Here is a 24,155-nt window from a genome sequence, read left to right on the forward strand (position 1 = left end):
TTTTCTCCCGAATTTCTCCTATTTTTTGCATCGTACTTGTTTACTTTTTCCGCAAAATATATTAGAATCGGATTAAATATATTGAAAAGGAGATTTTTGTTATGGAAATTTCAGCTTTACAGAAAGCCAGATATGAGTACGCTCCGAAGCTTCCGGGCATGCTCAGAAACGGCATCGCAGATATTTGCGTAAAAGAAGGCGAAGCAACCGCAAGCGTAGCAGATCAGGACAAGATCAAAGCGCTGTTCCCGAACACCTACGGTGAGAAGGAAATCACCTTCGAGAAGGGTCAGAACACCTCTGCTCCCAAGAAGCAGGTGGTAGGCGTTATCCTTTCCGGCGGACAGGCTCCGGGCGGACACAACGTTATCTGCGGTCTCTACGACGCACTGAAGGCTACCAACAAGGAGAACGTTCTTTACGGCTTCAAGGGCGGCCCCAGCGGACTGATCAACGACGATTACGTAGAGTTCGATGACGAGTTCATCAACGCATACCGGAATACCGGCGGCTTTGATATCATCGGTTCCGGCCGTACCAAGCTGGAGACTGAGGAGCAGTTCGCTATCGTTTCCGAGGTTTGCAAAAAGCATGGCGTAACCGCAGTGGTTATCATCGGCGGCGACGACTCCAACACCAACGCTGCTGTACTGGCTGAGTACTTCGCAGCTCACAACACCGGCGTTCAGGTTATCGGCTGCCCGAAGACCATCGACGGTGACCTGAAGAACGAGGACATCGAGTGCTCCTTCGGTTTCGATACCGCTACCAAGACCTACAGCGAGATCATCGGCAACATCGAGCGTGACGCAAACTCCGCTAAGAAGTACTGGCATTTCGTAAAGGTTATGGGAAGAAGCGCTTCTCACGTAGCTCTGGAGTGCGCGCTGCAGACCCAGCCGAACATCTGCCTGATTTCTGAGGAAGTCGCAGAGAAGAAGATGTCCCTGTCCCAGATCGCTGATTACATCGCTGATTCCGTAGCAAATAGAGCTGCTAAGGGCATGAACTTTGGTGTGGCTATTATCCCGGAGGGCGTGGTTGAGTTCGTTCCGGAGTTCTCCGTACTGATTCAGGAGATCAACGAGCTTCTGGCTGGCAGCAAGGCTGACGAGTTCAACGCTCTGGCTACCTGGGCTGACAAGTATGCCTTCATTGAGAAGGGTCTGACCAAGGAGTCCATGGAAGTATTTGCTATCCTTCCGCAGGCTATCCAGCAGCAGCTGTTCATGGAGCGTGACCCGCATGGTAACGTTCAGGTTTCCCTGATCGAGTCTGAGAAGCTGTTCTCCTCTCTGGTAGCTGCAAAGCTTGCTGAGAGAAAGGCTGCAGGCACCTACAACGGCAAGTTCAGCGCCCTGCATCATTTTCTGGGATACGAAGGAAGATGCGCATTCCCGTCCAACTTCGATTCCGACTACTGCTACTCTCTGGGTTACAACGCATTCATGCTGATCCAGTACGGCTACAACGGATACCTGTCCAAGGTTTCCAACCTGTCCAAGCCGGCAAATGAGTGGGTTGCAGGCGGTATGCCCATCACCAAGATGATGAACATCGAGAGAAGACACGGCGAGGATAAGCCGGTTATCAAGAAGGCTCTGGTTGAGCTTGACGGAGCTCCCTTCAAGTTCTTCGAGGCTCATCGCGCACAGTGGGCAGAGGAAACCTGCTTCGTATATCCGGGCGCTATCCAGTACTACGGACCGACCGAGGTTTGCGACGCTACTACCAAGACACTGGCTCTTGAGCATGCAAAATAAATTTAAAATGATGAAGGCCCCGCAAAGAATTGTGGGGTCTTTTTATAACGGACGAAGGCAGGAGAAAAAATTTTCCACGCTCGGGCGCAAATAGGCCCTCCTTAGGAAAGTTTTTTCTCCTGCCTTCTGTTTTTCGAATTTACTATTATGCGGGCTTGCCTGGGGCAAGGCCCGCTTATTTACTTTGTATTACTCGCCCAGGTATGCCTTCTTCACCTGGTCATTGTCCAGGAGCATCTTGGCGTCGCCTTCCAGGACGATGTTGCCGGTTTCGAGGACGTAGCCGCGGTCTGCGATGGACAACGCCTTCTTTGCGTTCTGCTCTACCAGCAGGACGGTGGTGCCACTTTCGCTTACTTCACGGATGATGTCGAAGATTTCGTTTACGAAGATGGGGGAGAGACCCATGGAGGGCTCATCCATCAGGATGATCTTCGGGTGGGACATGAGGGCGCGGCCCATGGCAAGCATCTGCTGCTCGCCGCCGGATAATGTACCGGCCATCTGGTTTTTACGCTCTTCCAGTCTCGGGAAACGCTTGTATACACGAAGCAGGGTTTCCTCGATTTCTTCTTTGTCTTTTCTGGTAAATGCGCCCAGCTTCAGGTTGTCTAAAACGCTTAACTGCGCGAAGACGCGGCGGCCTTCGGGGACGTGGGCCATTCCCATGGATACGATTTTGTGAGCCGGGACTTTGGTGATATCCTGTCCCTCAAAGAGGATCTCGCCGTGTTTCGGGGCGATCAGGCCGGTAATGGTCTGCAGGGTGGTGGTTTTTCCTGCGCCGTTGGCTCCGATCAGGGCAATGACTTCACCCTCGTTTACCTCGAAGGAGATTCCCTTGATGGCCTGTATCATGCCATAATATACCTGTATATCTTTTACTTCCAGCATTGCCATTGTTCGATTCCTCCTATTCTCCCAGGTATGCAGTGATAACCTTCGGGTCTTTGAGTACTTCCGCAGTGGGGCCCTCTGTCAGAACCTGGCCAAAGTTCAGGACGGTCAGCTTCTCGCAGATGCCGGATACCAGCTTCATGTCGTGCTCGATCAGAAGAATCGTCATATGGAATTCATCCCGGACGAAACGGATGGTTTTCATCAGTTCCAATGTCTCGTTGGGGTTCATGCCGGCTGCCGGCTCATCCAGGAGCAGCAGCTTCGGATCGGTGGCCAATGCTCTTGCGATCTCCAGCTTCCGCTGTTTCCCGTAGGGCAGGTTGGACGCCTTATAGTCGGCCTCTTTGTCCAGGTCGAAGACTTTCAGAAGCTCCATGGCGCGCTCGTTCATCTCTTTCTCTACCTTGTAGTACCTGGGCAGACGAAGGATGCCGGTCAGGGTCGAATATTTGTGATGGTTGTGCAGGCCTACTTTTACATTGTCCAGTACCGTCAGATCGTTAAACAGACGGATGTTCTGGAACGTACGGGCGATACCGTGCTTGTTGATTTCGATGGTCTTCTTACCTGTGATGTTCTCACCGTCCAGCATGATGTAGCCGTCGGTGGGCTCATATACGCCAGTCAGCAGATTGAAGACCGTGGTTTTGCCTGCGCCGTTGGGGCCGATGAGGCCGTACAGCTGTCCCTGTTCTATCTCCAGGTGGAAATCATCCACGGCGCGAAGTCCGCCAAAGGAGATTCCAAGATTTTTTACTTCCAGTAATGCCATCTTATTTTCCCTCCTCTGCTTTTTTGCCGCGCTTGAAAAATGCTTTAACGCGCTCCTGAATCTCCTGGCCACCCTGGCTGGATGTGAAGATCATGGTCGCGATCAGGACAACTGCGTAAATCAGCATACGGTAGTCGTTCAGGGAACGGAGGAACTCCGGAAGCAGGGTCAGTACCACGGCCGCGATGATAGAGCCGCGGATATTGCCGATGCCGCCCAGTACCACGAATACCAGGATCATGATAGACATGTTGTAGCCGAAGTTCTTCGGCAGCGCGATCAGCGTAGACAGGTTGTGGGCGTAGAGCACGCCTGCGGTTCCTGCCAGTGCCGCAGATACACTGAAGGCCAGAAGCTTGTATTTCGTAATGTCGATTCCCACAGACTCGGCTGCGATGCGGTTATCACGGATGGCCATGATGGCGCGGCCGGTACGGGAATTGATAAGGTTGATGACGATAAATAAGGTCACCAGGATCAGGATGATTCCGATGAGGAAGGTGGAATCGTTGGGGGTTCCGGTGATTCCCTGGGGTCCCTTGATGAGCACCTGTCCGCCCGGCTCCAGGCCTAAGGACATGCTGTCCTTGGTGGATACGTGGAAGCCTGCGCTGTCGCGACCCAGGAATACGACGTTGACCACATTTTTAATGATCTCGCCGAAGGCCAGGGTTACGATGGCCAGGTAGTCGCCCTTCAGACGAAGTACCGGAATACCGATCAGGAAGCCGAACAGGGCAGCCACTGCAGTTCCCACCAGAAGTGCCAGGAAGAATCGAAGTCCCGCCGGCTGAATTATGTCAGCTGTGATCTTGGAAAACAGCGCTCCGGAAAAGGCTCCGGCGCACATGAAGCCCGCGTGTCCCAGACTCAGCTCTCCCAGGATACCTACGGTCAGGTTCAGGGAGATGGCCAGAATCACGTATACGCACAGGGGAACCAGAAGTCCCTGTAAAAGGCTGGAAATCATTCCTGCCTGCATACAGAGGGTAACGATAATATATGCTGCAACGACGATGCCATATGTAATCAGATTGCTGCGGAGCTGTTTGTTTATTTTCTTCATCTTCTTCACCTACACTTTCTCCTGAATCTGCTTACCCAGAAGTCCGGTAGGCTTCACAAGCAGTACGACAATCAATACCGCGAACACAATGGCGTCTGCCAGCTGGGAAGAAATATAAGCCTTGCTTAAGATCTCGATGACGCCCAACAGAATGCCTCCGATGAAGGCTCCCGGAATGGATCCGATACCGCCGAATACCGCTGCCACGAAGGCCTTGATGCCAGGCATGGAGCCGGTGTACGGGGTCAGGGCCGGATAGGAGGAGCACATCAGTACGCCTGCGATGGCCGCCAGGGCGGAACCGATGGCAAAGGTCAGGGCGATGGTTGCGTTGACATTGACGCCCATGAGCTGGGCTGCGCCGCTGTCCTCAGATACGGCCAGCATGGCGCGGCCGGATTTGGAATATTTCATAAACGTCATCAGTCCGGCCATGATGATCAGGCAGGCCACTACGGTCACGATGGTTTCGCCGGAGATCACCAGCTTGTCGTCCATCAGCTTCAGAGCCGGGATGGTCACGACAGAAGTGAAGGACTTGGTATTTGCTCCGTAAATCAGAAGTGCTACGTTCTGCAGGAAGTAACTGACACCGATGGCGGTAATCAGCACAGCCAGCTTGGAAGCCTTTCTAAGCGGCTTATAGGCAATCCGTTCAATCAGGACGCCCAGGACTGTACATGCCACAACGGAAAGCAGGACGCCCACTACCGGCGGCATTCCCATACCGCTGACTGCAGTAAACGCCACGTAAGCGCCGATCATAATTACATCTCCATGCGCAAAGTTCAACATCTTCGCAATTCCATATACCATAGTGTAGCCCAGCGCGATCAGCGCATATACGCTTCCCAGACTGATTCCATTCACCAGGTAGGATATGAATCCTATCATACATAACACCTCTTCTTTTTGTCTGTTGACGAGTTTTGCGTTCTATTATAGCATAGAAGCTCTGCTCATACAACACTTTATTGTGCTAACACGGCGTATTTCCAAAAACTTTTGCGTGTCGGCTGCCTTTTCTGACCTCAGACAGAAAAAGCGAAAACGAGAGGATCCCTGTGAAGAATCCCCTCGTTGGGTTGTTTTCCTGTTCACTGCGTTCACAGTAAAACGCCCTGCGGAACAGCGTCTGTGAATCTTTGCCTGAGCTTACAGCTCTGTGTACTCTCCGTCTACAACCTTAACTACCAGCGGAGCCTTGTTCGGCTCGCCATCCTCGCCCCAGGTGATATCCTTGCCGGTGATACCGCTGTAGGATACGGAAGTCATAGCCTCTTTCATCGCGTCGCACAGATCGGATACGCTCATATCCGGTGTAGCGCCTGCTGCCTCGATAGCAGCCTTTACTACGTATACGCAGTCATAAGCGTCTGCCGCGAACTGATTCGGAGTCTCGCCGTAATCTGCCTCGTACTTGGATACGAAGTTCTGTACCTGCTCATCCTCAGACTTTGCTACGAACGGAGCCAGGAAGGTCAGACCCTCTGCCAGAGCGGTGTCGAAGTTCTCCACGCCCAGGATTCCGTCCATACCGTCGCAGCCGAAGAAGGTCGGCTCATAACCCTGCTTGTTGCACTCAGCCAGTACCAGGGAAGCCTCTGTGTAGTAGAACGGCATGAAGAGCAGGTCTGCACCGGCGTCCTTGGACTTCTGAACCTGTACGGAGAAGTCTGTCTTCGCGTCAGCTGTGAAAGCCTCTACAGATACGATCTCGAAGGGCTGATTTGCTGCCTCTGCCGCGAACGCCTCGTAGATACCGGTTGAATATACGTCGGAGCTGTCATAGATAACAGCTACCTTCTGTGCCATTCCGTTCTCGCCGATGTACTTTGCAGACTCGGTACCCTGTGTCGGGTCGGAGAAGCACATACGATATGCATTGTCATACTGTACGCACTCTACTGCTGTTCCGGACGGTGTGATCTGGAACATATTGTCTGCATGGGTCTTCTCAACAACTGCGATACAGGGAGCGCTGGTGGTAGTTCCGATGAGAACCTGCATGCCCCAGTCTTTCAGGTTGTTATAAGCGTTGACAGCCTTCTCAGCGTCATGCTCGTCATCCTGGAAGTTGTAGTCGATCTGATATCCGCCTATACCGCCTGCCTCGTTGATCTCGTCAACGGCAATCTGAATACCGTTCTTTACTGCGTTGCCGTAGATAGCAGCGCCGCCGGTAATCGGGCCGGTAGCGCCGATCTTGAATGTGTCGCTTCCTGCTGCGTCAGAAGAAGCGGCTGTACTGTCTGTGGTTGTGCCTGCGGTGTCCTTGGATCCGCCGCATGCCGCGAGGGAAAAAACCATGGAACCAGCCAGAAGTAAGCTTAATGCCTTTTTCATAATAGTATCCTCCTTTTGAAAATCGATATGTCACTCATATCCCCGTAATCATCCGGTACTCCGATAATTACTTGCCATCTATCTTACCCCCGGCAAATTCGTTTTGTCAAGCGCTTTTTCTAATCCTTCCTGTTTCCGGTTATTCACAATTGCACGATCATTTTTTCTCCCGGATTCGGACGGTGTTGCCATTGACAGAAAGAGAACGGATGCTCTTCAGGAAGCTGGACAGGCGGCTGTAGCCGTAATCCTTAATGTCAAAAGTACTGTGCTTCTTGTGGATCTCCTCATAAATCAGGGACAGATTATCCACCTGGCCGCCGCTCTTCCGGATAAATTCACGAATCTCCTGCTCCAGCTTTTCCCTGTCTAGCTGATCATTCAGACCCACAGCCCAGGCGGAATCCAACTGATAAAGGAAGAGCCTCTGACAGGTATCTTTCAGAAATACCATCAGCTTCGTGTAACCGTAATTCCGCACGTCGAAATCGGTGAAGCGATCGTTCAGGCGGCTGCCCAGCTCGCCCAGGTAAGTAATTTTGCCCTTGTTCTCATTGTCGTTGATGATGGAAATGATGGCGTCCTCAATCTGGGAAAGGGGCGTCACAGCGGTTCCGTGCTCCTCCTCGGCCGCGGCTTTTCCACTCTTCTTTTGTCCGCTCTCCACGGACATTGTCTCTGCGTCACCGACCTGCTTATTGATGAGATTCAGATGGATAAATTTATTGCAGGCCTTGGTCAGGGCCATAGGTGTCTTGGACTCGCCCATGCCGATGACGTACATATTCTCCTCCCGAAGCCGCATGGCCAATCTGGTGAAATCACTGTCGCTGGTCACCAGGCAGAAGCCGTCCACCTTCCCCGAATACAGGATGTCCATGGCGTCGATGACCATAGCCATATCGGTGGAGTTTTTGCCTGTAGTATAGGCAAACTGCTGGACCGGCGTGATGGAATTTTCCAAAAGCACCTGCTCCTTCCAGCCGTTGGACTTACCGGACCAGTTGCCATAGATCCGTCGGAAGGACGCGTATCCGTAGTTCTCAATCTCATTAAAAATGCTTGCCGCGTATCTGGCGCTGATGTTGTCCGAATCAATCAACACCGCAAATTGTTTCTTATCTTCTATCTGTTCCATTGCTTTTTCCTCTACTTTCCTTTGGGTTATCCGGGCGTCCAGTTGTCCGACGGGGATGCGTTGAACGCGATCGTTTGTCCGTCTGACACGGCCACTATGGTTCCCTGATCATCGGTCCGGAAGATCTGAATTCCCATTTCCCGAAGCCGGTTCAACACCTCCGCGTGGGGGTGTCCGTAGGTGTTCCCCTCGCCGCAGCTGATGACCACATACTGGGGATCGACGGCCTTCAGAAAGTCCTCCGTGTTGGCGGTACGGCTGCCGTGGTGGGCTGCCTTATAGACGTCGGCTTTCAGGTTCTCTCCGCTGGATACCATATCCTCTTCGGAATGCTCCTCGGCATCCCCGGTAAATAAAAAGCTGTTCTTACCAAACTGTACCCGCACGCCGATGGAGTAATCGTTGGCGTTGCTGCCGTAGCTGTCTTTTACCGGACACACCACCGTGACTTCCGCCTCACCCAGCATATATTCTTCCCCTGCCTTCGGATGGGTGATCTGATAATCCTTCGACTTCGCCGCCTGTATCACATCGTCATAAGTCCGGGTATCCTTGCTGTAATCAGGCATCATAACCTTACTGCAGTCAAATTTGTAGATAATCACGTCCAGGCCGCCGATGTGATCTGCGTCCGGATGGGTGCCGATGACGTAATCCAGATGGTCGATGCCCTGATTCTCCAGATAGGCCTGTACCGTCGTACCCTTGCTGTTGTTGCCTGCGTCAATAAGCATAGCGTGATCGCCCTGCCGTATCAGGGTGCAGTCGCCCTGTCCGATATCCAGATAATGGACCTCCAGGGTAGATCCGTCGGATACGGCTGTGCCGCCCGTCTCTTTTGTAAGCTGTTCCTGCACCGGGTAGACCGCCGCCAGTACCAGCGCAATCACCGCCAGCAGGAAACGCTTTGCCTGATTTTTTCCTCTTCTGCCTCGTGCCATAATGTCCTGTTTTGCTCCCTGTTTTCATACTCTTTTTCATATACTTTTCCATTATAGCATAAAACAGGCGTTCGGACAGTAATTATTTTTCTGTCCGGACGCCTGTTTCGGATTTCTTCCTATTATATAAGTTTCGAATAAAATTTTACTCAGTTTCTGCCGGCGCTGCTTCCTTCCGGTTCAGGATTTCCATGAATTCTTCGCCGGTAATGGTCTCCTTCTCATACAGGAATTTGGCGATCTCATGGAGCTTCGGCATATTCTCACTCAGGAGCTTTTTGGCCTTCTCATGCTCGGCCTTCACGACCTCTACCACCTTTTTATCTATCAATGTCGCAGTCTCCGGTGAGCACGCCAGAGAGGTGTCGCCGCCCAGATATTGATTGCTGACGGTCTCCATGGCCACCATATCAAACTCGTCATTCATACCGAACCGGGTAATCATGGCTCTCGCCAGCTTCGTAGCCTGCTCGATATCGTTGGACGCGCCGGTGGTGATGGAGTGGAATACCAGCTCCTCGGCCACCCGGCCGCCGGTAAAGGTGGCAATCTTATTCTCGATTTCTTCTTTCGTCATCAGGTTATGCTCGCCGGATTCCACCTGCATGGTGTAACCGAGCGCGCCCGAAGTACGGGGGATAATGGTAATCTTGTGAACCGGGGCGGAATGGGTCTGAAGTGCCGCCACCAGGGCGTGTCCCACCTCATGATAGGAGACAATCAGCTTCTCCTTATCGGAGAGTACCTTGTTCTTCTTCTGGTAGCCTGCGATGACCACCTCCACACTCTCCTCCAGATCACTCTGGGTCACAAATTTCCGGTTCTGGCGTACCGCGCGCAGAGCCGCCTCGTTGATGATATTGGCCAATTCCGCGCCGGAAGCGCCTGCTGCCGCCCGGGCAATGGCATTGAAATCCACGCTTTCGCTCATATGAACCTTTTTGGCGTGAACCTTCAGGATATCCTCGCGGCCCTTTAGATCAGGCAGTTCCACCGGAACCCGTCGGTCGAATCGGCCCGGACGAAGCAGGGCCGGATCCAGGGAATCCGGACGGTTCGTCGCCGCCAGAATCATAACGCCTTTCCGGCCATCAAAGCCGTCCATCTCGGTCAGCAGCTGGTTCAGGGTCTGCTCCCGCTCGTCGTTGCCGCCCATACCGCCGCCGTCACGCTTCTTACCGATGGTATCAATCTCGTCGATGAAAACGATACAGGGAGCCTTCTCATTGGCCTGCTGGAACAGATCCCGGACCTTGGCCGCGCCCATACCCACGAACATCTCGACGAATTCTGAACCGGAAATAGAGAAGAAGGGAACGTTAGCCTCGCCTGCTACCGCCTTTGCAAGCAGCGTTTTACCGGTTCCCGGAGGGCCTACAAGCAGCGCGCCCTTCGGCATGGTCGCGCCGATCTCCGTATACTTGGCCGGGTTGTGCAGAAAATCTACAATCTCGGTCAGAATCTCCTTGGCCTCATCCTCGCCCGCCACATCGGAGAATTTAATGCCGGTGGTGGACTCCACATAAATCTTGGCGTTGCTCTTGCCGAAGGTCATGGCGTTGCCGCCCATCATGCCGCCCATTTTCTTGTTCAGATTCTTCATCAGCATCTGACCGATGACAATCATGATGATAAAAGGTACCATGGAGAGCAGGAGGGACATCCAGGGGGAGGCCTCCTCCACGATCTCCGTACCAAATTCTACGCCCGCGTCCTGGAGACGGTTCACCAGATCCGGGTCATTGAAGACGCCGGTCTTATAGTAGTTTACCGGATCCGCATTGTCGGAAAAGATGATCTGATTATCCTCCACCTGAACCTGCTTGATTTCTTTCTTATCCAACATGGTCAGGAAGGTGTCGTAGCCTACTTCTTTCACCGTAGGGCTCAAAACCCTCGGGAAGACAAACATATTTAACAGAATCATGATCACTATCACGATGGTGTAATAAAAAATAAATGGTTTCTTGTTGTTCTTGACTTCTTTCATCGCTATCTCCTGTCATAATAAAATGCGGCGGAAGCATGTCCTTCTTCAGGACCTGCCACCGGCAGCTCCTTACGCATGCTTCGCAGCCGCAGAGCCAAACTCTCTCATTCGGCGTTTCCATGTTAAGAAGAATAGCATTTTACGCCGGAAGAATCAATGAAGATTCCATAAACTTTTCTAAAAAACTTATGATCTGACATTTCCTTACAGGCTTTCCTGCCGGATACTGTCGATGATATTGGCTTTCCGGAGCTTGCTTTTCGCATACAGCATGGTGGAAAATACCACCAGAAATACGCTGGCTATCACAACCACGATACTTGCCGCCGGTACATAGAATTCCGTATCCATACCGGATCCCACCACCCGGTAGATGACCCAGGTCACCAGAATGGACACCGGCAGGCCGTAAAGCAGCGCTTTCAGTCCGTAAAGGACACATTCGTAGCTGAGCATCCGGTTCATTTCCTTTGGCGTCATGCCTACGGAGGACAGCACCGCGAACTCCCTCCGGCGCAGCAGAAAGCCCGTGGAAATGGTGTTGAACACATTGGCCGCCGCAATCAGGGAGATGAGAGCGATGAAGCCATAGGCAAAGATATCGACAGTCATCAGCATGCTCTTCATGCCGCGAAGCTCCTGGGCCGCGTCATTTACATAGAGATACTCTTCCGTATCTACCGTTTCTATCAGTTTATTCAGCTCCTCCGCCACCTTCTGATGGTTCGCAGCCTTCAGATACACACAGCCCCGGGGTAGACAGCTTTCCAGTTTTTCTCCGAGTAGCGATGCAAGCTGGCTTTTTGACACTACCATGCCCAGTCCCATATCACCGGCAAAGAGATTCATGGGGCCGCTTTCTACCAGTTTTGCCGCATAGCCTGTGACAGAAATCTGATAAGGCTCCTGATCCACCTGACCTCCGTCCGCTTCTTCCTGGGCCTCCTGCCATGCGGTATAATCGGTAAGCATAATCGTTATAGGCTCCCCGGCAGATTTCAGGGTTTTCACAGTCTGGTATCGGCCTGTGGCAGAATGGTAGGCCCGGACCTCATTTCCTATCATAAGCGGGATCTGTCCGTCTTTTTCCTCCGGCTCCGGAATCCCCGAGGAAAGCAGCCATTTTTCATATTCTTCATCGGAAAGCACAAGCAGTTTTCCATCCAGGTGAAGATAGCCGTTCTCATCTTTCTCCATCTCCCAGAGCTCTTTCCTGGCGCTTTCATCCATCTGATCCGGCTTCAAGAGAATATCCGGATAACATTCCTGCACATACAGAGCCTGCTCCACGCCGTCCACAGACGCGATTTCCTGCCGAAGCTTTGGATCATGCACGCCGTAGACCGATACGTCATATTCCGGCACCGCCTTCGCATCGAACAGACTCTTTTTCAGATAGGTGGAATAGGAACTGGCCGACACAAAGAGCACGATGCTGATAAACAGGGACAGCACCGTCGCCCGGTACTGCTTCTTCGCCCTGGAAAAATACCGGTTCGCCAGCCCTGCGGGCAGCCCGAACAGCTTCTGACTGAGGCGGCCTGTTTTGCGGGTTCTTTTTTGTTCCCGTCCGGAAATCCGGATATCCCGGGAAAGCCGGATGGCTTCCATGGGCGGAATCTTCGCTGCCCGTCTGGCCGGAATCCAGGCGGAAATCAATACGGTCATAAGGGCCGTCAACGCCGCAGTCAGAAGGGCCGGCCAGGACGCGTAAACCCGCATGGGAATCTCTCCCTCATAAATATATCGAAAGGATCCGGAGGTAAGGGAAAGGGCCACGCCAATTCCCGCAATGCCGGACAGGATGCCGAAAGGAATTCCGATGCTGCTTAAAATCAGCGCTTCCCGGTATACCATGCTCCGCAGCTGCCGGGGCGTCGCGCCGATGGACGCCAGCAGACCAAACTGCTTCGTCCGGTCGCTGACCGAGATGGCGAAGGAATTATACACCAGGGATACGCCTCCCGTCATAATCAGAAGAATCAGGATCACGGACATGCCGTAAAGCAGACGCATAAACGCGCGATTCGCAGAGATTCCCTGTGTCCGAAGAAGCTCGCTGTTATAGGTAACGCTGTAATCGTTCAGATACGTAGCGGTAAACTCATAGATGTCCCCACCCTTTTTCAGCTTAAAAAAGCTGGTATAGAGGCAATCTGATGCCGGAGACGTATCTTTCCTGGTAAAGCACAGGAAACCGGCGCTGTGCCATCCGTAATACGGCTCCTCCATGTAGCCCACTACGGTGTACTCCCTGGGTTCCCGGATCTGAAGCTCTTCTTTTCTCGCGTCCACATCCGGATTTTCCTCATCCCTGTATATAACCGGGTTCTCAGCTCCCAACCGTTCGCCGTTTAACAGACGCTCTCCCAGATCCAGAGACAGGGTATCGCCTACCGCCACCGGTGTTCCATTCTGTTCCAGCGCCCATCTTGCCTGGTCTGACAGAATCAGCTCCCGGTCATTTTCCGGCAGTCGTCCTTCCGTCACCCGGATAGGCATCTGTTTTTCAAAATCCGCGTCGATTCCGACCACATAGTAATAGGGCAACGCCGAACTATTATGATATGACGGCTTTACCCCGTCCAGAGCGTAGCCCAGTTCCTGCCAGGTGACCTGCATGGTGACTTCTTTCATTCCGGCCAGCTCTTCCACCTTTTTCTCCGGAATCTGCATGGCTTCCCCGTGCCAGTCTCCGTTTTCCGCAATCACATTTTCCAGCATATAGTGCTGCAGGCTGGAAATAAAGGTAGTGACAGCCGTCAACATGGCGGTAGCCAGCAGGATTCCGATGATCGTAACCATGGTCCGGGTCCGGTTAGCCTTCAGGGTTTTCGCCGTCAATCTGGTAAATACGTTCTTCATCGACGGATCACCTCGTCTCTGGCAATACGGCCATCCTCGATGGCGATGATGCGATCTGCCTGGAGGGCCAGATTTTCGTCGTGGGTGATCATAACCAGGGTCTGGCTGTATTTTTTGTTGGAGAGCTTTAAGAGCTCCATGATTTCCTGACTGTTCCTGGAATCCAGGTTGCCGGTGGGCTCGTCGGCCAGCACGATGGCCGGGGCGTTCATCAGGGCTCTTCCGATGGACACCCGCTGTTGCTGGCCGCCGGAGAGCTGGTTGGGCAGATGATTCTTCCGATCTTCCAGGCTTAAAAGTTTCAGGAGTTCCTGCAGGCGCTCCTCTCCCACCTTTCGGCCATCCATCTGCACAGGCAGGGTCATATTTTCCACCACGTTCAGGACCGGAATCAGGTTATAGAACTGGTAAATCAGGCCTACCTCCCGCCGCCGGAAAATGGCCAGCTGCTCCTCGTTCTGACCGTAGACGTCAATGCCGTCCAGGTAGACTCTGCCCGAGGTGGGCCGGTCCACGCCGCCCAGGATGTGGAGCAGGGTGGATTTGCCGGATCCGGAAGGGCCGATGATGGCCACGAATTCGCCACGCTGGATATAGAAGGATACGTCGTCCAGAGCCCGCACTTCGTTTTCGCCGGAGCCGTATACTTTGGTGAGATGTTCTGCTTTTAAGACTTCCATGTCTGCCTCCTCTTGAGAAATGGGCGCGGCGGGGTTTTCCGTGGTTCGTGAAGCACTCCCGGACGGCCGGTTTCCCGTTTTATGGGTTCAGTATACAGGGCGCGGATGACGGGAGCGTGACTTTCCGGTGACAGATTTGTCACTTTATACAATACCTTTATAGAAGCGAATCGTAAACCGGGCTCCGCCCTCCGCCCGGTTCTCGCCCCTGATGGAGCCGTTCTGCTGTTTGATGATCATGCGCGACAGGGCCAGTCCGATGCCGATGCCGGAGCCGAAGGAACACTTTCCTTTATAAAACCGCTCAAAGAGATGCGGCAAATCCTCCGGATCGATGCCCGGACCGTTATCCTCAATGACCAGTTCGGTGTAGAGGCTATTTTCCTGAGCGCGCAGCGTCAGGACGCCGCCCTCACCCGCATGCTCCATACAGTTTTTTACAATATTGCTGACCGCCTCACAGCTCCAGGAGAAGTCCCCGGTAAATGCGGTCTCTGCCGGAATGTCCAGCTTCACCTGCTGCTCCCGCAGCTCCATGGGGATGGCGAAGGGCTCCAGCACGCTATCTATGAGTTTCTGTACTTCTACCTGTTCCTGTACAAAGACCGCGGTACCCGCGTCAATCCGGGAGATTTTAAGCAAAGCCTCCACCAGCCAGCTGATGCGGCCCTGGAGCTGTCCGGCCTCGTAGAGGAGCTTGCGACACTCCTGCGGTTCTGTCTCCTGGCCCAGCCGGGCCAGCACCAGGTTCAGGGAGGTCAGGGGCGTCCTCAGCTGATGGGAGATATCGGCCAGGGAATCGCTTAAGTATCCCTTTTCCGCCTGTAAATGATCGGCCTGCTCGCTAAGACGATTCAGAAGCTTCGACAGCTCATTGGCCAGAATCTCAAGCTCTCCCTCCCGATACTGGGTAAAATTCAGATCCCGCTCTCCGTGAAGCATCCGATCCGTGTCTGCCGCCAGCTTTTCCAGACGGCGGTAACGGCGAAGGGTGAAGGCCAGCCACAGGGCAATGACCAGTACACAGCCAAGAACCGCCAGCAGGAATCCGGCCATAGCCGCCTGCTGTCGTATAAGGAAAAAGCCTGCCGCTGCCGTGATGGCAGCGACGCAGGCCGATATAAGTACGCTCATTCTAAATTCTTTGTCTCGTAGATATCGCATGGATTCCTCCCACACTTTCTGCTTTCAATCTCTTTTGCTCTAAGCTCAACAGCCAAATTCGTTTTTTATTCCAGCTTGTACCCGAGGCCCCGCACCGTCCGGATAATCGTCGGATTCTGCGGATCCGTCTCTATCTTTTCCCGCAATCTTTTGATATATACGGTCAGCGTATTGTCATTCACAAACTCCCCGGCGGCGTCCCAGATTTCCTCCAGAAGCTGTCCCCTGGTCAATACCATGCCCTTGTGGTTCAGGAAGAATAACAGCAACCGGTACTCCAGCGCCGACAGGCAGCAGTCCGCGCCGCCCTTCGTCACAGACGCCCGCACCGTATCCACCCGCAGTTCCCCGATTTCCACAATCGACTGGGTTTTCCCGCAGCGGCGCAGCACGCTCCGAATCCGGGAAATCAGCTCTCTTGGCCGGAAGGGCTTCCTGATATAATCCTCCGCTCCCAGGTCAAGCCCGGTCACCACACTGAACTCGTCTCCTGAAGCCGTCAGAAAGATCACCGGCGTATCCAACTCCGCCTTCACCGCCGAGCACACTGCGAATCCATTGCCATTCTGCAGGGACACGTCCAGCAGCAGCAAATCAAAGCTTTCCTTCTGAAGCGCTTCCAGCGCCTCTTTCTGCCCCGCCTCCGCCCGCACCCAAAAGCCCTCCGCTTTCAGCACCGCACTCAAATTCTCGATAATCGCTGAGTCGTCCTCGACCAGAAGTATTTTTGTCAAATCTTGCCTCCCTGATAGATGTCTGTTTCTGTAAATCATGTTTATTCTAACATAGTTTTCTTCTGTATTCTTTTTTATTTCCAGCAGGGTGGCAGCTTCTGCTCCTTCATGCGGACCGGCTCCGGGTAGATCTGACCGTGGAGGTCCAGTTCTACACGGTCGATGATTTCGGGTTCTACGGGCTCGTTGACTTCCACGCCGGGGATGGGAAAGTCTACGGGGACGGTTTTTACCTTTTCCAGGCGGTAGATTTCGTCCATGCCTTCCAGGACGCGGCCAAAGACCGGATAGACGCCCTTATGGTCGGGGCAGTCCCGCAGGGGGAAGAAGAACTCACAGGAGGCCAGGCCGTCCGCGCCGTAACCGCCCATACAGACTACGCCCGGATGGGAATCCAGGGGTGTGATCTCCGGGTGAAGCTCAAATTCATTGGGAATCAGATACTGGGCTTCCTTTTTGCCGAAGGCGGTATAGCTTACGTCGATCCAGCTGCCCGGGACGATGCGCTGGATGGCGTGGTGATCCATGAGACCGCGGGAGGCCACGTAAATAAAGCTGTTCACTGTGTTGGGCGCTGCCTCGGGCAGCAGCTCAATCACAATTTTTTTCCCGTTTTTCATATATAAAGTAGCAATCGGATTCATTTTAATTTCTCCTTAACCGATGATCTCCAGTTCCTTCGGATAATGGTTCAGCACCTCGCAGCCGTCCTCGGTCACCAGCACCAGATCCTCTACCCGGACGCCGGTGTCACCGGTCAGGTAGATCCCCGGCTCGATGGAGAAAATCATGCCCGGAACGGCCTTGTCCGTATTCACGGACGATACATCGCCGAACTCATGCTCACCAAGGCCGATGAAATGACCCAGACGATGGGTGAAATAGGGTCCGTAGCCCGCTTCGGTGATCAGATCCCGGGCTGTTTTGTCCAGCTCGCAGAGCGGAATACCCGGCTTGATTTTCGCGATAGCGGCCTCATTGGCCCGGCGCACCGTATTGTATACAAGCTGATGCTGCTCGCTGGCCTCCTTGTAATAGAAGGTACGGGTCATGTCAGAGCAATAGCCATCCTTGATGCAGCCTACGTCGAAGAGCACGCAGTCTCCCGGCTTCACCACAGTGTCGTCCGGTGCGTGATGGGGATCCGCCGCATTTGCTCCAAAAGCCACCAGGGGCTCAAAGGAAAAGCCGTCGGCTCCCAGATCCTGATAGATTTTCAGGGTCTGCTCAGCCACCTCTTTCTCGGTGACGCCCTCATGAATCAGGGTCTTAAACTTCGCAATGGCTTTATCATTGATATCAGAAGAGACGCGCATCAGCTCCTGCTCCTCGGCATCCTTGACGCCGCGGGTCTTGTCCACCGCCAGAGACGCATTGACAAAACCTGTGGCCGCTTTCCTTTCCATCAAAGGAAGCAGAAAACGAGCGGTCAGATCCTTATCCACGCCCAGTGTCTGTTCGTGATCCAGATACTTCGCCACAATCTCGGCTGCCGGATCCGTATCGTCATACCAGACCTTCTCCACACCCACCTCTTCCGGTACGGTGAACAGCTTGTTCAGGAAATACACATGCTTTCCGTCTGCCCTCAGGTACAGGGCGTAGAAACGCTCGAAGGGCGCGATGTATACGCCGGTCAGATAGTAGATGGACATGGGATCCACGATCAGCATCTGACTTAAGCCCATTTCCTTTAACGCATCCAGCACACGTTTTACTCTGTTCTCTTTTAACATAACTTCCGTCTCCTCTCTTGCCATTTAAAACTGCTTTCTCAGCTTCGGATCCAGCAGATCCCGCAGACCGTCGCCGATGAAGTTCGCGCCCACGGCCATGGTAAAGATCGCCAGTCCCGGGAAGCCTGCCACCCAGAATTTATTGAAGTAGCCCACACCGTCGGACACCATCATGCCCCACTCGGGCGTAGGCGGCGCGGATCCAAGGCCTAAGAAGCTTAAGGTCGAGAACATCAGGATCTGATTTCCGATATCGGTGGTCGCCATAATCAATACGGAGCTGATACTGTTCGGGATAACTTCTTTCAACAGAATCCGGAGCCGGGACGCGCCCAGCGCCTCGGAAGCGGTCACATATTCATTTTCCTTGACGCTTAAGACAACGCTCCGCATGAGTCTGGCGTAGGTGGGCCAGGCCACGATGACCAGAGCGAACATGGTGTTGAACAGGTTGGAACCCATCACAGCGTTGATGATCATGGCCAGAATCAGGGACGGGAAAGACAGAATCATCTCCGAGAGACGCATCATTACATTGTCCACCCAGCCGCCCACGTAGCCTGCGATGGCTCCGTAAAAGGTACCGATGACGCCCGCGATCACCACCGTCAGGCAGCCTGCCAGCAGGGAATACCGGCCGCCGTAAATCACGCGGCTGAAGATATCCCGGCCAAAGTTGTCCGTACCGAAGAGATGCTCCGCCGACGGCGCCTGCAGACGCAGGGTCAGATCCTGGGCAATGGGGTCATGGGGCGCAATAACCGGCGCCAGAATTGCCAGCAGGATCCAGGCCAGACAGATGATAACGCCCAGAGTAAATAAATAGTTGGATTTGAACATTTTTTTGATTGAACGAATCATCCGTTGCACCTCACTCTCGGGTCAATGACGCCATAGAGAATATCCACGACCGTATTGATCACCATGTAATTCAAAGCTATCAGAAGTGCCACTCCGATGATGGACGGATAATCCACGGAAAGCACCGACTCATAGGCAAACTGTCCCACGCCGGGCCAGTTAAAGATGGTCTCCACCAGTACCATGCCGCCTAAGAGATTTCCCAGACCCAGGCCGATGACGGTCAGCACCGGAATCAGCGCATTGCCCAGGGCATGGCGTACAATCAGTCCCACACGGCTTAAGCCCTTGGCTCTGGCCGTACGGATATAATCAGTGGACATGACATCCAGCAGGTTCGACCGGGTCGTTCTGGTAATCAGGCCCATGGTAAAGGCCGCCAGCACCAGTCCCGGCAGAATCAGATGCTGCAGGGCGTCCAGCGCCTTGGCCGGATTGCCCTCGATGAGGCTGTCGATGACATACATACCCGTCACTGTGGCCGGAGCAGAAAAGCTGTTGCTTAAACGGCCCGGTCCCGGGAAAATATGTAATTTATAATAGAAGAAATACAGCACTAACAGGGCGAACCAGAAGCTGGGGATGCTGACGCCGGTCACGGACAGGGCGCGCACCACCTGGTCAAGGATGCTGTTTCTCTTAATAGCGGAAATGACGCCGAACAGGATACCTAAGACCGCCGCCAGAATAATCGCAAATAAAGCCAGCTCAATGGTCGCCGGATAGCATCTGGCCAGTTCATCTAATACCGGCTTATTGGTACGGATGGACGTACCCAGATCCAGATGCAGCAGATTTTTGATGTACAGGATATACTGTACAAAGACCGACTGATCCAGTCCGTATTTGGCCCGATAGGCTGCTACAACCTCGGGATCATTTAAGGCTCTCTGGCTTAAGTTCGCCACGGTCGGGTCGCCCGGTATCATTTTCGTCAGAATAAATACCAGGGTGGCCACACCGAAGAGCATAACGACCAGATAAATCAGTCTCTTTCCTATAAATTTCAGACGTTCCATATTCCACCTCGTTTTTCTTATTTCCGCCGTGCTCCGCTCACGGCCCCGTTTCCATTTCCCACGGAGAACAGGTACTTTCGTCAGCGCTGCCGTTCCACTCTGTCCAGAGTGCGTCAGCCGTTCACGACAATATCTGCTTTCGGGAGCTCCATTTCTAAGAAAGAATCCCCCGGAGGGTCTTTTTGTTCTATAGGAATCATAGCTTTCACACTTTCATGTAACACGGTATTTCCTATAGAGCAAAAGAACGGCTTTCGGACGGAAGAGAAATCCCCTCCGTCCGCAAGAGCTGTCCTGTATTTCTGAAGCTTACTGAATGTTAATCAGTGTCAGATCAAGCGCGTAAGGATCGGAGATACCTACGCCGCTCAGTCTGGTGTTGTAAGCGATATGTGCCGGTGCCTGTGCGATCATAACGAACGGACCGTCCTCGTACATGGCGTCCTGAATCTTCTCCAGAACCGCGATACGTGCGTCGTTGTCGGTGGCCGCCATGGTCTCCTGATACATGTCTGCCAGCTCCTGATTCATATCAGCCGTCCATCCTGCACGAAGTCCTACCACTCCGCCCGGCAGGAACTCCAGCTGTACGTTCGGGTCGTTGTAATCGGTTCCCCAATACATTACAGTAAAGCCCAGGGTTCCGTCACGGTAAGCGTCGCCGTAGCCTGCTGCCCAGGGCTGCGCTACGATATTTACATTGATACCGATCTGTGCCAGATCGTCCTTTACCTTCTGGGCCAGGTCAGACAGGAGTACGCCCTCCATATCCAGATCGCATACGGTCAGGTCTACATCGAAGCCGTCTGCGTAACCAGCCTCAGCCAGCAGAGCCTTTGCCTCTTCCACGTTGGTGTAATCAGCCGCTCTCTCACCCTTGCTTCCCATGAAGCCCACCTGAATGATGTCATAGGGCGTCAGCGTACCCTCGCCGCAGATGGTCTGGATTCCGGTGTAGTCCAGAGCCTTGCGGACTGCCTGCTGTACCTTCGGATTTGCCATGGGACCGCTATAGGTCTCATTCATGTTCATCATCACAAAGCCTGCGGTCTTGGTAGCGCCATTGATGATCTCGATACCGTCAGCGCCCTGCAGCTCTTCCATGGTATCGTCAGTCATGTTCATGGCCACATCGATATCACCGCTGGACAGAGTCATCATCTGGGTGTTGGAATCCGGTTGGATCTTGATGATGTATTTATCTACGTTGGTTGCCTTGCCCCAGTAGTTTGGGTTCTTCTCCAGAACCACTTCCTCGTCCGGAGTATAGCTGGTCATCACATACATACCGGAGCCTGCGCTGGTGGTATCCAGGTAGGACTGTGCGGTATCGGTAGTAGCCGCGTCCTCAGCGTCAGTTCCGCCATTCTCCTTTACAACGGCACTGTCCAGTACAGCCAGAGAGCTGTAGGTCAGCTTGGAAAGGATGGCGCTGTCCTGCTGATTCAGATGGAAAACGATGGTCTTCTCATCGGGAGTCTCGATGCTGTCGATGGTATCCGCGATGAAGGCCGGGTTGCCCTGCAGGTTCTTGCAGCGGTTGATGCTGAAGGCCACATCCGCAGAGGTCATGGGGTTGCCGCTTGCGAAGGTAATGCCGTCCTTCAGGGTCACAGTCAGGGTCAGGCCGTCCTCAGAGAACTCGTAGGTGTCAGCCAGACAGGGCTCGGGAGCGCCGTCGTTGCTGTAGAATTTGAACAGGGTCTCGTAGCATGCGTTTACGATCATGGGCGGATATTTCTCATAGACATAGCCCGGATCCAGGGTAGAAAAACCGGAACCCATGGCTACCACTACGGTACTGGAGCCGGAATCTCCTGACGCCGCGCTGCTTCCGTCAGAAGACGCGTTGTCGCTTCCACCGCCGCAGGCTGCCAGGCCGAGAACCATGGTCAGGCTCAGTGCCAAAGCTAAAAACTTCTTCTTCATAATATTGCCTCCTTTTAAACTCTATTGAGACGCCCGGATGGGCGTTGTCTCCATTATTTTTTCTCCAGACCATCATACAGGTGACAGGCTACATAGTGTCCTGCCTCCACCTCCCGAAGCTCGGGAACCTCTGTCTTACACCGGTCACACGCCTTAGGACACCGGGTATGGAACCGGCAGCCTGTCGGCGGATTGGAAGGACTTGGGACCTCTCCCTCCAGATGGATGCGCTTAACGCTCCCCTCCCCCACCTGGGGAATGGCCGACAGCAGAGCCTCCGTGTAGGGATGATAACGCTTCTCATATAACTGATCGTAATTCGCGATCTCCACCATTTTCCCCAGATACATGACGCCTACCCGGTCGCTGACCTGATAGACCACATTCAGGTTATGGGAAATGAAGAAGTAAGTCAGTCCTAACTTTTCTTTTAATTCCTGTAGCAGATTCAACACCTGAGCCTGTACGGACACATCCAGAGCGGACACCGCCTCGTCGCAGATAATAATATCCGGCTCCAGAGCCAGGGCTCTCGCAATTCCGATTCGCTGTTTCTGGCCTCCGGAAAGCTCATGGGGGTAACGGCTCAGATGATAGGTATCCAGGCCTACCAGATGCATCAGTTCCTCGATGCGGGCATCCACATCCATCTGTCCCTTCAGGCCGTGAATTTCAAAAGGCTCCATGAGTATCTGCTTTACGGTTCTTCGGGGATTCAGGCAGGCCGACGGATCCTGGAAAATGATCTGGGCCTTTTTCCGCATATTTTTAAGCTCTTTTCCCTTTAAGCCCGCGATATCCGTGCCATCCAGGTAAATGTGACCGTCCGTGGGCTTCAAAAGCCGCACCAGGGAACGTCCCAGAGTACTCTTGCCGCAGCCACTCTCGCCTACCACGCCGAAGGTCTCGCCCCGCATGATCTGAAAGCTCACATCGTCCACAGCCTTGACCGTACCTGATTTTTTGTCTTTTCCTTTAAAATATACCTTCACATGGTCGGCTTCCATCAATACGTTATTCTGATTTTCCATCCTGATTTAGGCCTCCTCGTTCTCTTTCGCGTACTGCCAGCAGCGCACCAGGCGTCCATCGGATAGCTCCGCCATGGGCGGCTCCTCTTTCCGGCACTGGTCGGTGGCATAGGGACATCTGGGAGAAAAGCTGCATCCCTCAATACGCTCGGTGGGGTTCGGCACCATGCCCTCGATGGTCTCCAGGGGATTCCGTTCTCTGGTAATCTTCGGGATGGCGTTCAGAAGTCCCTTGGTATACGGATGCTTCGGACTTTCAAAGAGCTCCTTCACCGGCGCCTGCTCTACGATGTGGCCGGTATACATGACAATCACCGTATCGCACAGCTCGCTGACTACGCCCAGGTCATGGGTAATGAAGACGACGGAGGTTCCCATGCTCTCGTTCAGCTCCCGGATCAGGTCGAGAATCTGGGCCTGAATGGTCACATCCAGTGCTGTCGTGGGCTCATCCGCAATCAAAATCTGAGGCTGACAGGCCAGAGCCATGGCAATCATGACACGCTGACGCATACCGCCGGACATCTGATGGGGATATTCATGGACCCGGACCTCTGGGTTCGCAATGCCCACCGCCCGCATCATCCGCACTGCCTCTTCCATGGCCTCTTTTTTCTTCATGCCACGGTGAAGCCGCAGGGATTCCGCGATCTGCTTTCCGCATTTGATAATCGGATTTAAGGAAGTCATAGGTTCCTGGAAAATCATGGAAATCTCATTTCCACGGATCTTCTGCATTTCTTTCTCCGATGCTTTCACCAGATCCTTTCCATGATAAAGAATCTCTCCTCCGGTAATCCGTCCGGGCGGGTTCGGGATCAGCTGCATCATACCGAGAGAGGATACGCTCTTGCCGCTTCCGCTCTCCCCTACGATGCCAAGTTTTTCGCCTTTATGTAAGGTATAATTCAGATGGTCGACCGCATGTACGACACCCTCAACAGTCTGGAATTCCACGCATAAATCTTTGATTTCTAATATCGTCTCTGCCTGACTCATGTTTTCCTCGCTTTTTCGCTTTACACTCTTAAAGTATTGACGCGTCAATACTTACGTATGATAACATATGTTTAATAAGATACCACATTTTCCAAAAATTTTCAAGCTGTGATTTCACAAAGACGGCAACACTGTGGCCTGATGGGAACAACCTGGAATAGGGAAGACCGGCCTACGTGCCAGAGGCACGAAAGCCGGTCTTCCTGAATAAGGTGGAAAAA

20 protein-coding genes are annotated in these 24,155 nt (G+C 53.3%); 1 reads left to right on the forward strand and 19 read right to left on the reverse strand.

Annotated elements, in window-relative coordinates; all coding sequences use genetic code 11:
• The first annotated feature begins 101 nt into the window (after nucleotides 1-101).
• On the forward strand, nucleotides 102-1,763 hold the full coding sequence (locus OCV63_RS06905; RefSeq protein ID WP_158363074.1) for a diphosphate--fructose-6-phosphate 1-phosphotransferase: 1,662 nt from the start codon (nucleotides 102-104) through the stop codon (nucleotides 1,761-1,763).
• Nucleotides 1,764-1,952: 189 nt separating this feature from the next.
• Here OCV63_RS06905 and OCV63_RS06910 read toward each other — a convergent pair whose 3' ends face one another.
• The 19 genes from OCV63_RS06910 to OCV63_RS07000 all read right to left on the reverse strand — a co-directional run bounded on the left by OCV63_RS06910 (nucleotide 1,953) and on the right by OCV63_RS07000 (nucleotide 23,934).
• Complete coding sequence (locus tag OCV63_RS06910; protein ID WP_158363075.1) at nucleotides 1,953-2,663, reverse strand: ABC transporter ATP-binding protein; 711 nt, start codon at nucleotides 2,661-2,663, stop codon at nucleotides 1,953-1,955.
• A 13-nt stretch (nucleotides 2,664-2,676) separates the two neighbouring features.
• A complete protein-coding gene (locus OCV63_RS06915) occupies nucleotides 2,677-3,435 on the reverse strand; it encodes an ABC transporter ATP-binding protein (protein WP_158363077.1) in 759 nt (252 codons plus the stop codon).
• A 1-nt stretch (nucleotide 3,436) separates the two neighbouring features.
• A complete protein-coding gene (locus tag OCV63_RS06920) occupies nucleotides 3,437-4,501 on the reverse strand; it encodes a branched-chain amino acid ABC transporter permease (RefSeq protein ID WP_158363175.1) in 1,065 nt (354 codons plus the stop codon).
• A 9-nt stretch (nucleotides 4,502-4,510) separates the two neighbouring features.
• Nucleotides 4,511-5,392, reverse strand: coding sequence for a branched-chain amino acid ABC transporter permease (locus OCV63_RS06925; RefSeq protein ID WP_158363176.1), 882 nt, complete (start codon nucleotides 5,390-5,392; stop codon nucleotides 4,511-4,513).
• 264 nt (nucleotides 5,393-5,656) lie between these two features.
• The gene (locus OCV63_RS06930; protein WP_158363079.1) at nucleotides 5,657-6,850 is read right to left on the reverse strand and encodes an ABC transporter substrate-binding protein; all 1,194 of its coding nucleotides are present in this window, start codon (nucleotides 6,848-6,850) and stop codon (nucleotides 5,657-5,659) included.
• Between the two features lie 154 nt (nucleotides 6,851-7,004).
• A complete protein-coding gene (locus OCV63_RS06935; RefSeq protein WP_158363081.1) occupies nucleotides 7,005-7,985 on the reverse strand; it encodes an NYN domain-containing protein in 981 nt (326 codons plus the stop codon).
• 26 nt (nucleotides 7,986-8,011) lie between these two features.
• Entirely contained in the window at nucleotides 8,012-8,926 is a 915-nt protein-coding gene (locus OCV63_RS06940) for a ComEC/Rec2 family competence protein (protein WP_158363083.1), read from the reverse strand.
• A 145-nt stretch (nucleotides 8,927-9,071) separates the two neighbouring features.
• Entirely contained in the window at nucleotides 9,072-10,916 is a 1,845-nt protein-coding gene (gene ftsH, locus OCV63_RS06945; RefSeq protein ID WP_158363085.1) for an ATP-dependent zinc metalloprotease FtsH, read from the reverse strand.
• Nucleotides 10,917-11,120: 204 nt separating this feature from the next.
• Nucleotides 11,121-13,781 carry an ABC transporter permease gene (locus OCV63_RS06950; RefSeq protein WP_158363087.1) on the reverse strand — a complete coding sequence of 887 codons (2,661 nt, stop codon included), beginning with the start codon at nucleotides 13,779-13,781 and terminating at the stop codon, nucleotides 11,121-11,123.
• The gene (locus OCV63_RS06955) at nucleotides 13,778-14,461 is read right to left on the reverse strand and encodes an ABC transporter ATP-binding protein (protein WP_158363101.1); all 684 of its coding nucleotides are present in this window, start codon (nucleotides 14,459-14,461) and stop codon (nucleotides 13,778-13,780) included. Before OCV63_RS06955 ends, OCV63_RS06950 begins: the two co-directional genes overlap by 4 nt.
• A 144-nt stretch (nucleotides 14,462-14,605) precedes the next feature.
• Entirely contained in the window at nucleotides 14,606-15,625 is a 1,020-nt protein-coding gene (locus OCV63_RS06960; RefSeq protein ID WP_158363102.1) for a sensor histidine kinase, read from the reverse strand.
• Between the two features lie 65 nt (nucleotides 15,626-15,690).
• Nucleotides 15,691-16,359 (reverse strand): response regulator transcription factor, encoded by a 669-nt coding sequence (locus OCV63_RS06965; protein WP_158363104.1) that lies wholly within the window; start codon nucleotides 16,357-16,359, stop codon nucleotides 15,691-15,693.
• Between the two features lie 74 nt (nucleotides 16,360-16,433).
• Nucleotides 16,434-17,003 (reverse strand): peptidylprolyl isomerase, encoded by a 570-nt coding sequence (locus OCV63_RS06970; RefSeq protein ID WP_158363106.1) that lies wholly within the window; start codon nucleotides 17,001-17,003, stop codon nucleotides 16,434-16,436.
• A gap of 12 nt (nucleotides 17,004-17,015) precedes the next feature.
• Nucleotides 17,016-18,095 carry a M24 family metallopeptidase gene (locus OCV63_RS06975; protein WP_158363108.1) on the reverse strand — a complete coding sequence of 360 codons (1,080 nt, stop codon included), beginning with the start codon at nucleotides 18,093-18,095 and terminating at the stop codon, nucleotides 17,016-17,018.
• Between the two features lie 24 nt (nucleotides 18,096-18,119).
• A complete protein-coding gene (locus tag OCV63_RS06980) occupies nucleotides 18,120-18,956 on the reverse strand; it encodes an ABC transporter permease (RefSeq protein WP_158363110.1) in 837 nt (278 codons plus the stop codon).
• Nucleotides 18,953-19,975 (reverse strand): ABC transporter permease, encoded by a 1,023-nt coding sequence (locus OCV63_RS06985; RefSeq protein ID WP_158363112.1) that lies wholly within the window; start codon nucleotides 19,973-19,975, stop codon nucleotides 18,953-18,955. Before OCV63_RS06985 ends, OCV63_RS06980 begins: the two co-directional genes overlap by 4 nt.
• A gap of 309 nt (nucleotides 19,976-20,284) precedes the next feature.
• The gene (locus OCV63_RS06990) at nucleotides 20,285-21,904 is read right to left on the reverse strand and encodes an ABC transporter substrate-binding protein (RefSeq protein ID WP_158363114.1); all 1,620 of its coding nucleotides are present in this window, start codon (nucleotides 21,902-21,904) and stop codon (nucleotides 20,285-20,287) included.
• Nucleotides 21,905-21,957: 53 nt separating this feature from the next.
• A complete protein-coding gene (locus OCV63_RS06995; protein WP_158363116.1) occupies nucleotides 21,958-22,935 on the reverse strand; it encodes an ABC transporter ATP-binding protein in 978 nt (325 codons plus the stop codon).
• A 6-nt stretch (nucleotides 22,936-22,941) separates the two neighbouring features.
• Entirely contained in the window at nucleotides 22,942-23,934 is a 993-nt protein-coding gene (locus OCV63_RS07000) for an ABC transporter ATP-binding protein (protein WP_158363117.1), read from the reverse strand.
• Nucleotides 23,935-24,155 lie beyond the last annotated feature (221 nt).

Origin of the sequence: Laedolimicola ammoniilytica (assembly GCF_025567165.1) — a bacterium.
GTDB lineage: Bacteria > Bacillota > Clostridia > Lachnospirales > Lachnospiraceae > Laedolimicola > Laedolimicola ammoniilytica.

Bases quoted from the DNA above. Each gene is read 5' to 3' on its own strand.
- OCV63_RS06995 (WP_158363116.1), bottom strand. From the start codon at position 22,935: ATGGAAAATCAGAATAACGTATTGATGGAAGCCGACCATGTGAAGGTA.
- OCV63_RS06935 (WP_158363081.1), bottom strand. From the start codon at position 7,985: ATGGAACAGATAGAAGATAAGAAACAATTTGCGGTGTTGATTGATTCG.
- OCV63_RS06910 (WP_158363075.1), bottom strand. From the start codon at position 2,663: ATGGCAATGCTGGAAGTAAAAGATATACAGGTATATTATGGCATGATA.
- OCV63_RS06980 (WP_158363110.1), bottom strand. From the start codon at position 18,956: ATGATTCGTTCAATCAAAAAAATGTTCAAATCCAACTATTTATTTACT.
- OCV63_RS06950 (WP_158363087.1), bottom strand. From the start codon at position 13,781: ATGAAGAACGTATTTACCAGATTGACGGCGAAAACCCTGAAGGCTAAC.
- OCV63_RS06920 (WP_158363175.1), bottom strand. From the start codon at position 4,501: ATGAAGAAAATAAACAAACAGCTCCGCAGCAATCTGATTACATATGGC.
- OCV63_RS06955 (WP_158363101.1), bottom strand. From the start codon at position 14,461: ATGGAAGTCTTAAAAGCAGAACATCTCACCAAAGTATACGGCTCCGGC.
- OCV63_RS06915 (WP_158363077.1), bottom strand. From the start codon at position 3,435: ATGGCATTACTGGAAGTAAAAAATCTTGGAATCTCCTTTGGCGGACTT.
- OCV63_RS06960 (WP_158363102.1), bottom strand. From the start codon at position 15,625: ATGCGATATCTACGAGACAAAGAATTTAGAATGAGCGTACTTATATCG.
- OCV63_RS07000 (WP_158363117.1), bottom strand. From the start codon at position 23,934: ATGAGTCAGGCAGAGACGATATTAGAAATCAAAGATTTATGCGTGGAA.
- OCV63_RS06905 (WP_158363074.1), top strand. From the start codon at position 102: ATGGAAATTTCAGCTTTACAGAAAGCCAGATATGAGTACGCTCCGAAG.
- ftsH (WP_158363085.1), bottom strand. From the start codon at position 10,916: ATGAAAGAAGTCAAGAACAACAAGAAACCATTTATTTTTTATTACACC.
- OCV63_RS06940 (WP_158363083.1), bottom strand. From the start codon at position 8,926: ATGGCACGAGGCAGAAGAGGAAAAAATCAGGCAAAGCGTTTCCTGCTG.
- OCV63_RS06970 (WP_158363106.1), bottom strand. From the start codon at position 17,003: ATGAATCCGATTGCTACTTTATATATGAAAAACGGGAAAAAAATTGTG.
- OCV63_RS06975 (WP_158363108.1), bottom strand. From the start codon at position 18,095: ATGTTAAAAGAGAACAGAGTAAAACGTGTGCTGGATGCGTTAAAGGAA.
- OCV63_RS06990 (WP_158363114.1), bottom strand. From the start codon at position 21,904: ATGAAGAAGAAGTTTTTAGCTTTGGCACTGAGCCTGACCATGGTTCTC.
- OCV63_RS06985 (WP_158363112.1), bottom strand. From the start codon at position 19,975: ATGGAACGTCTGAAATTTATAGGAAAGAGACTGATTTATCTGGTCGTT.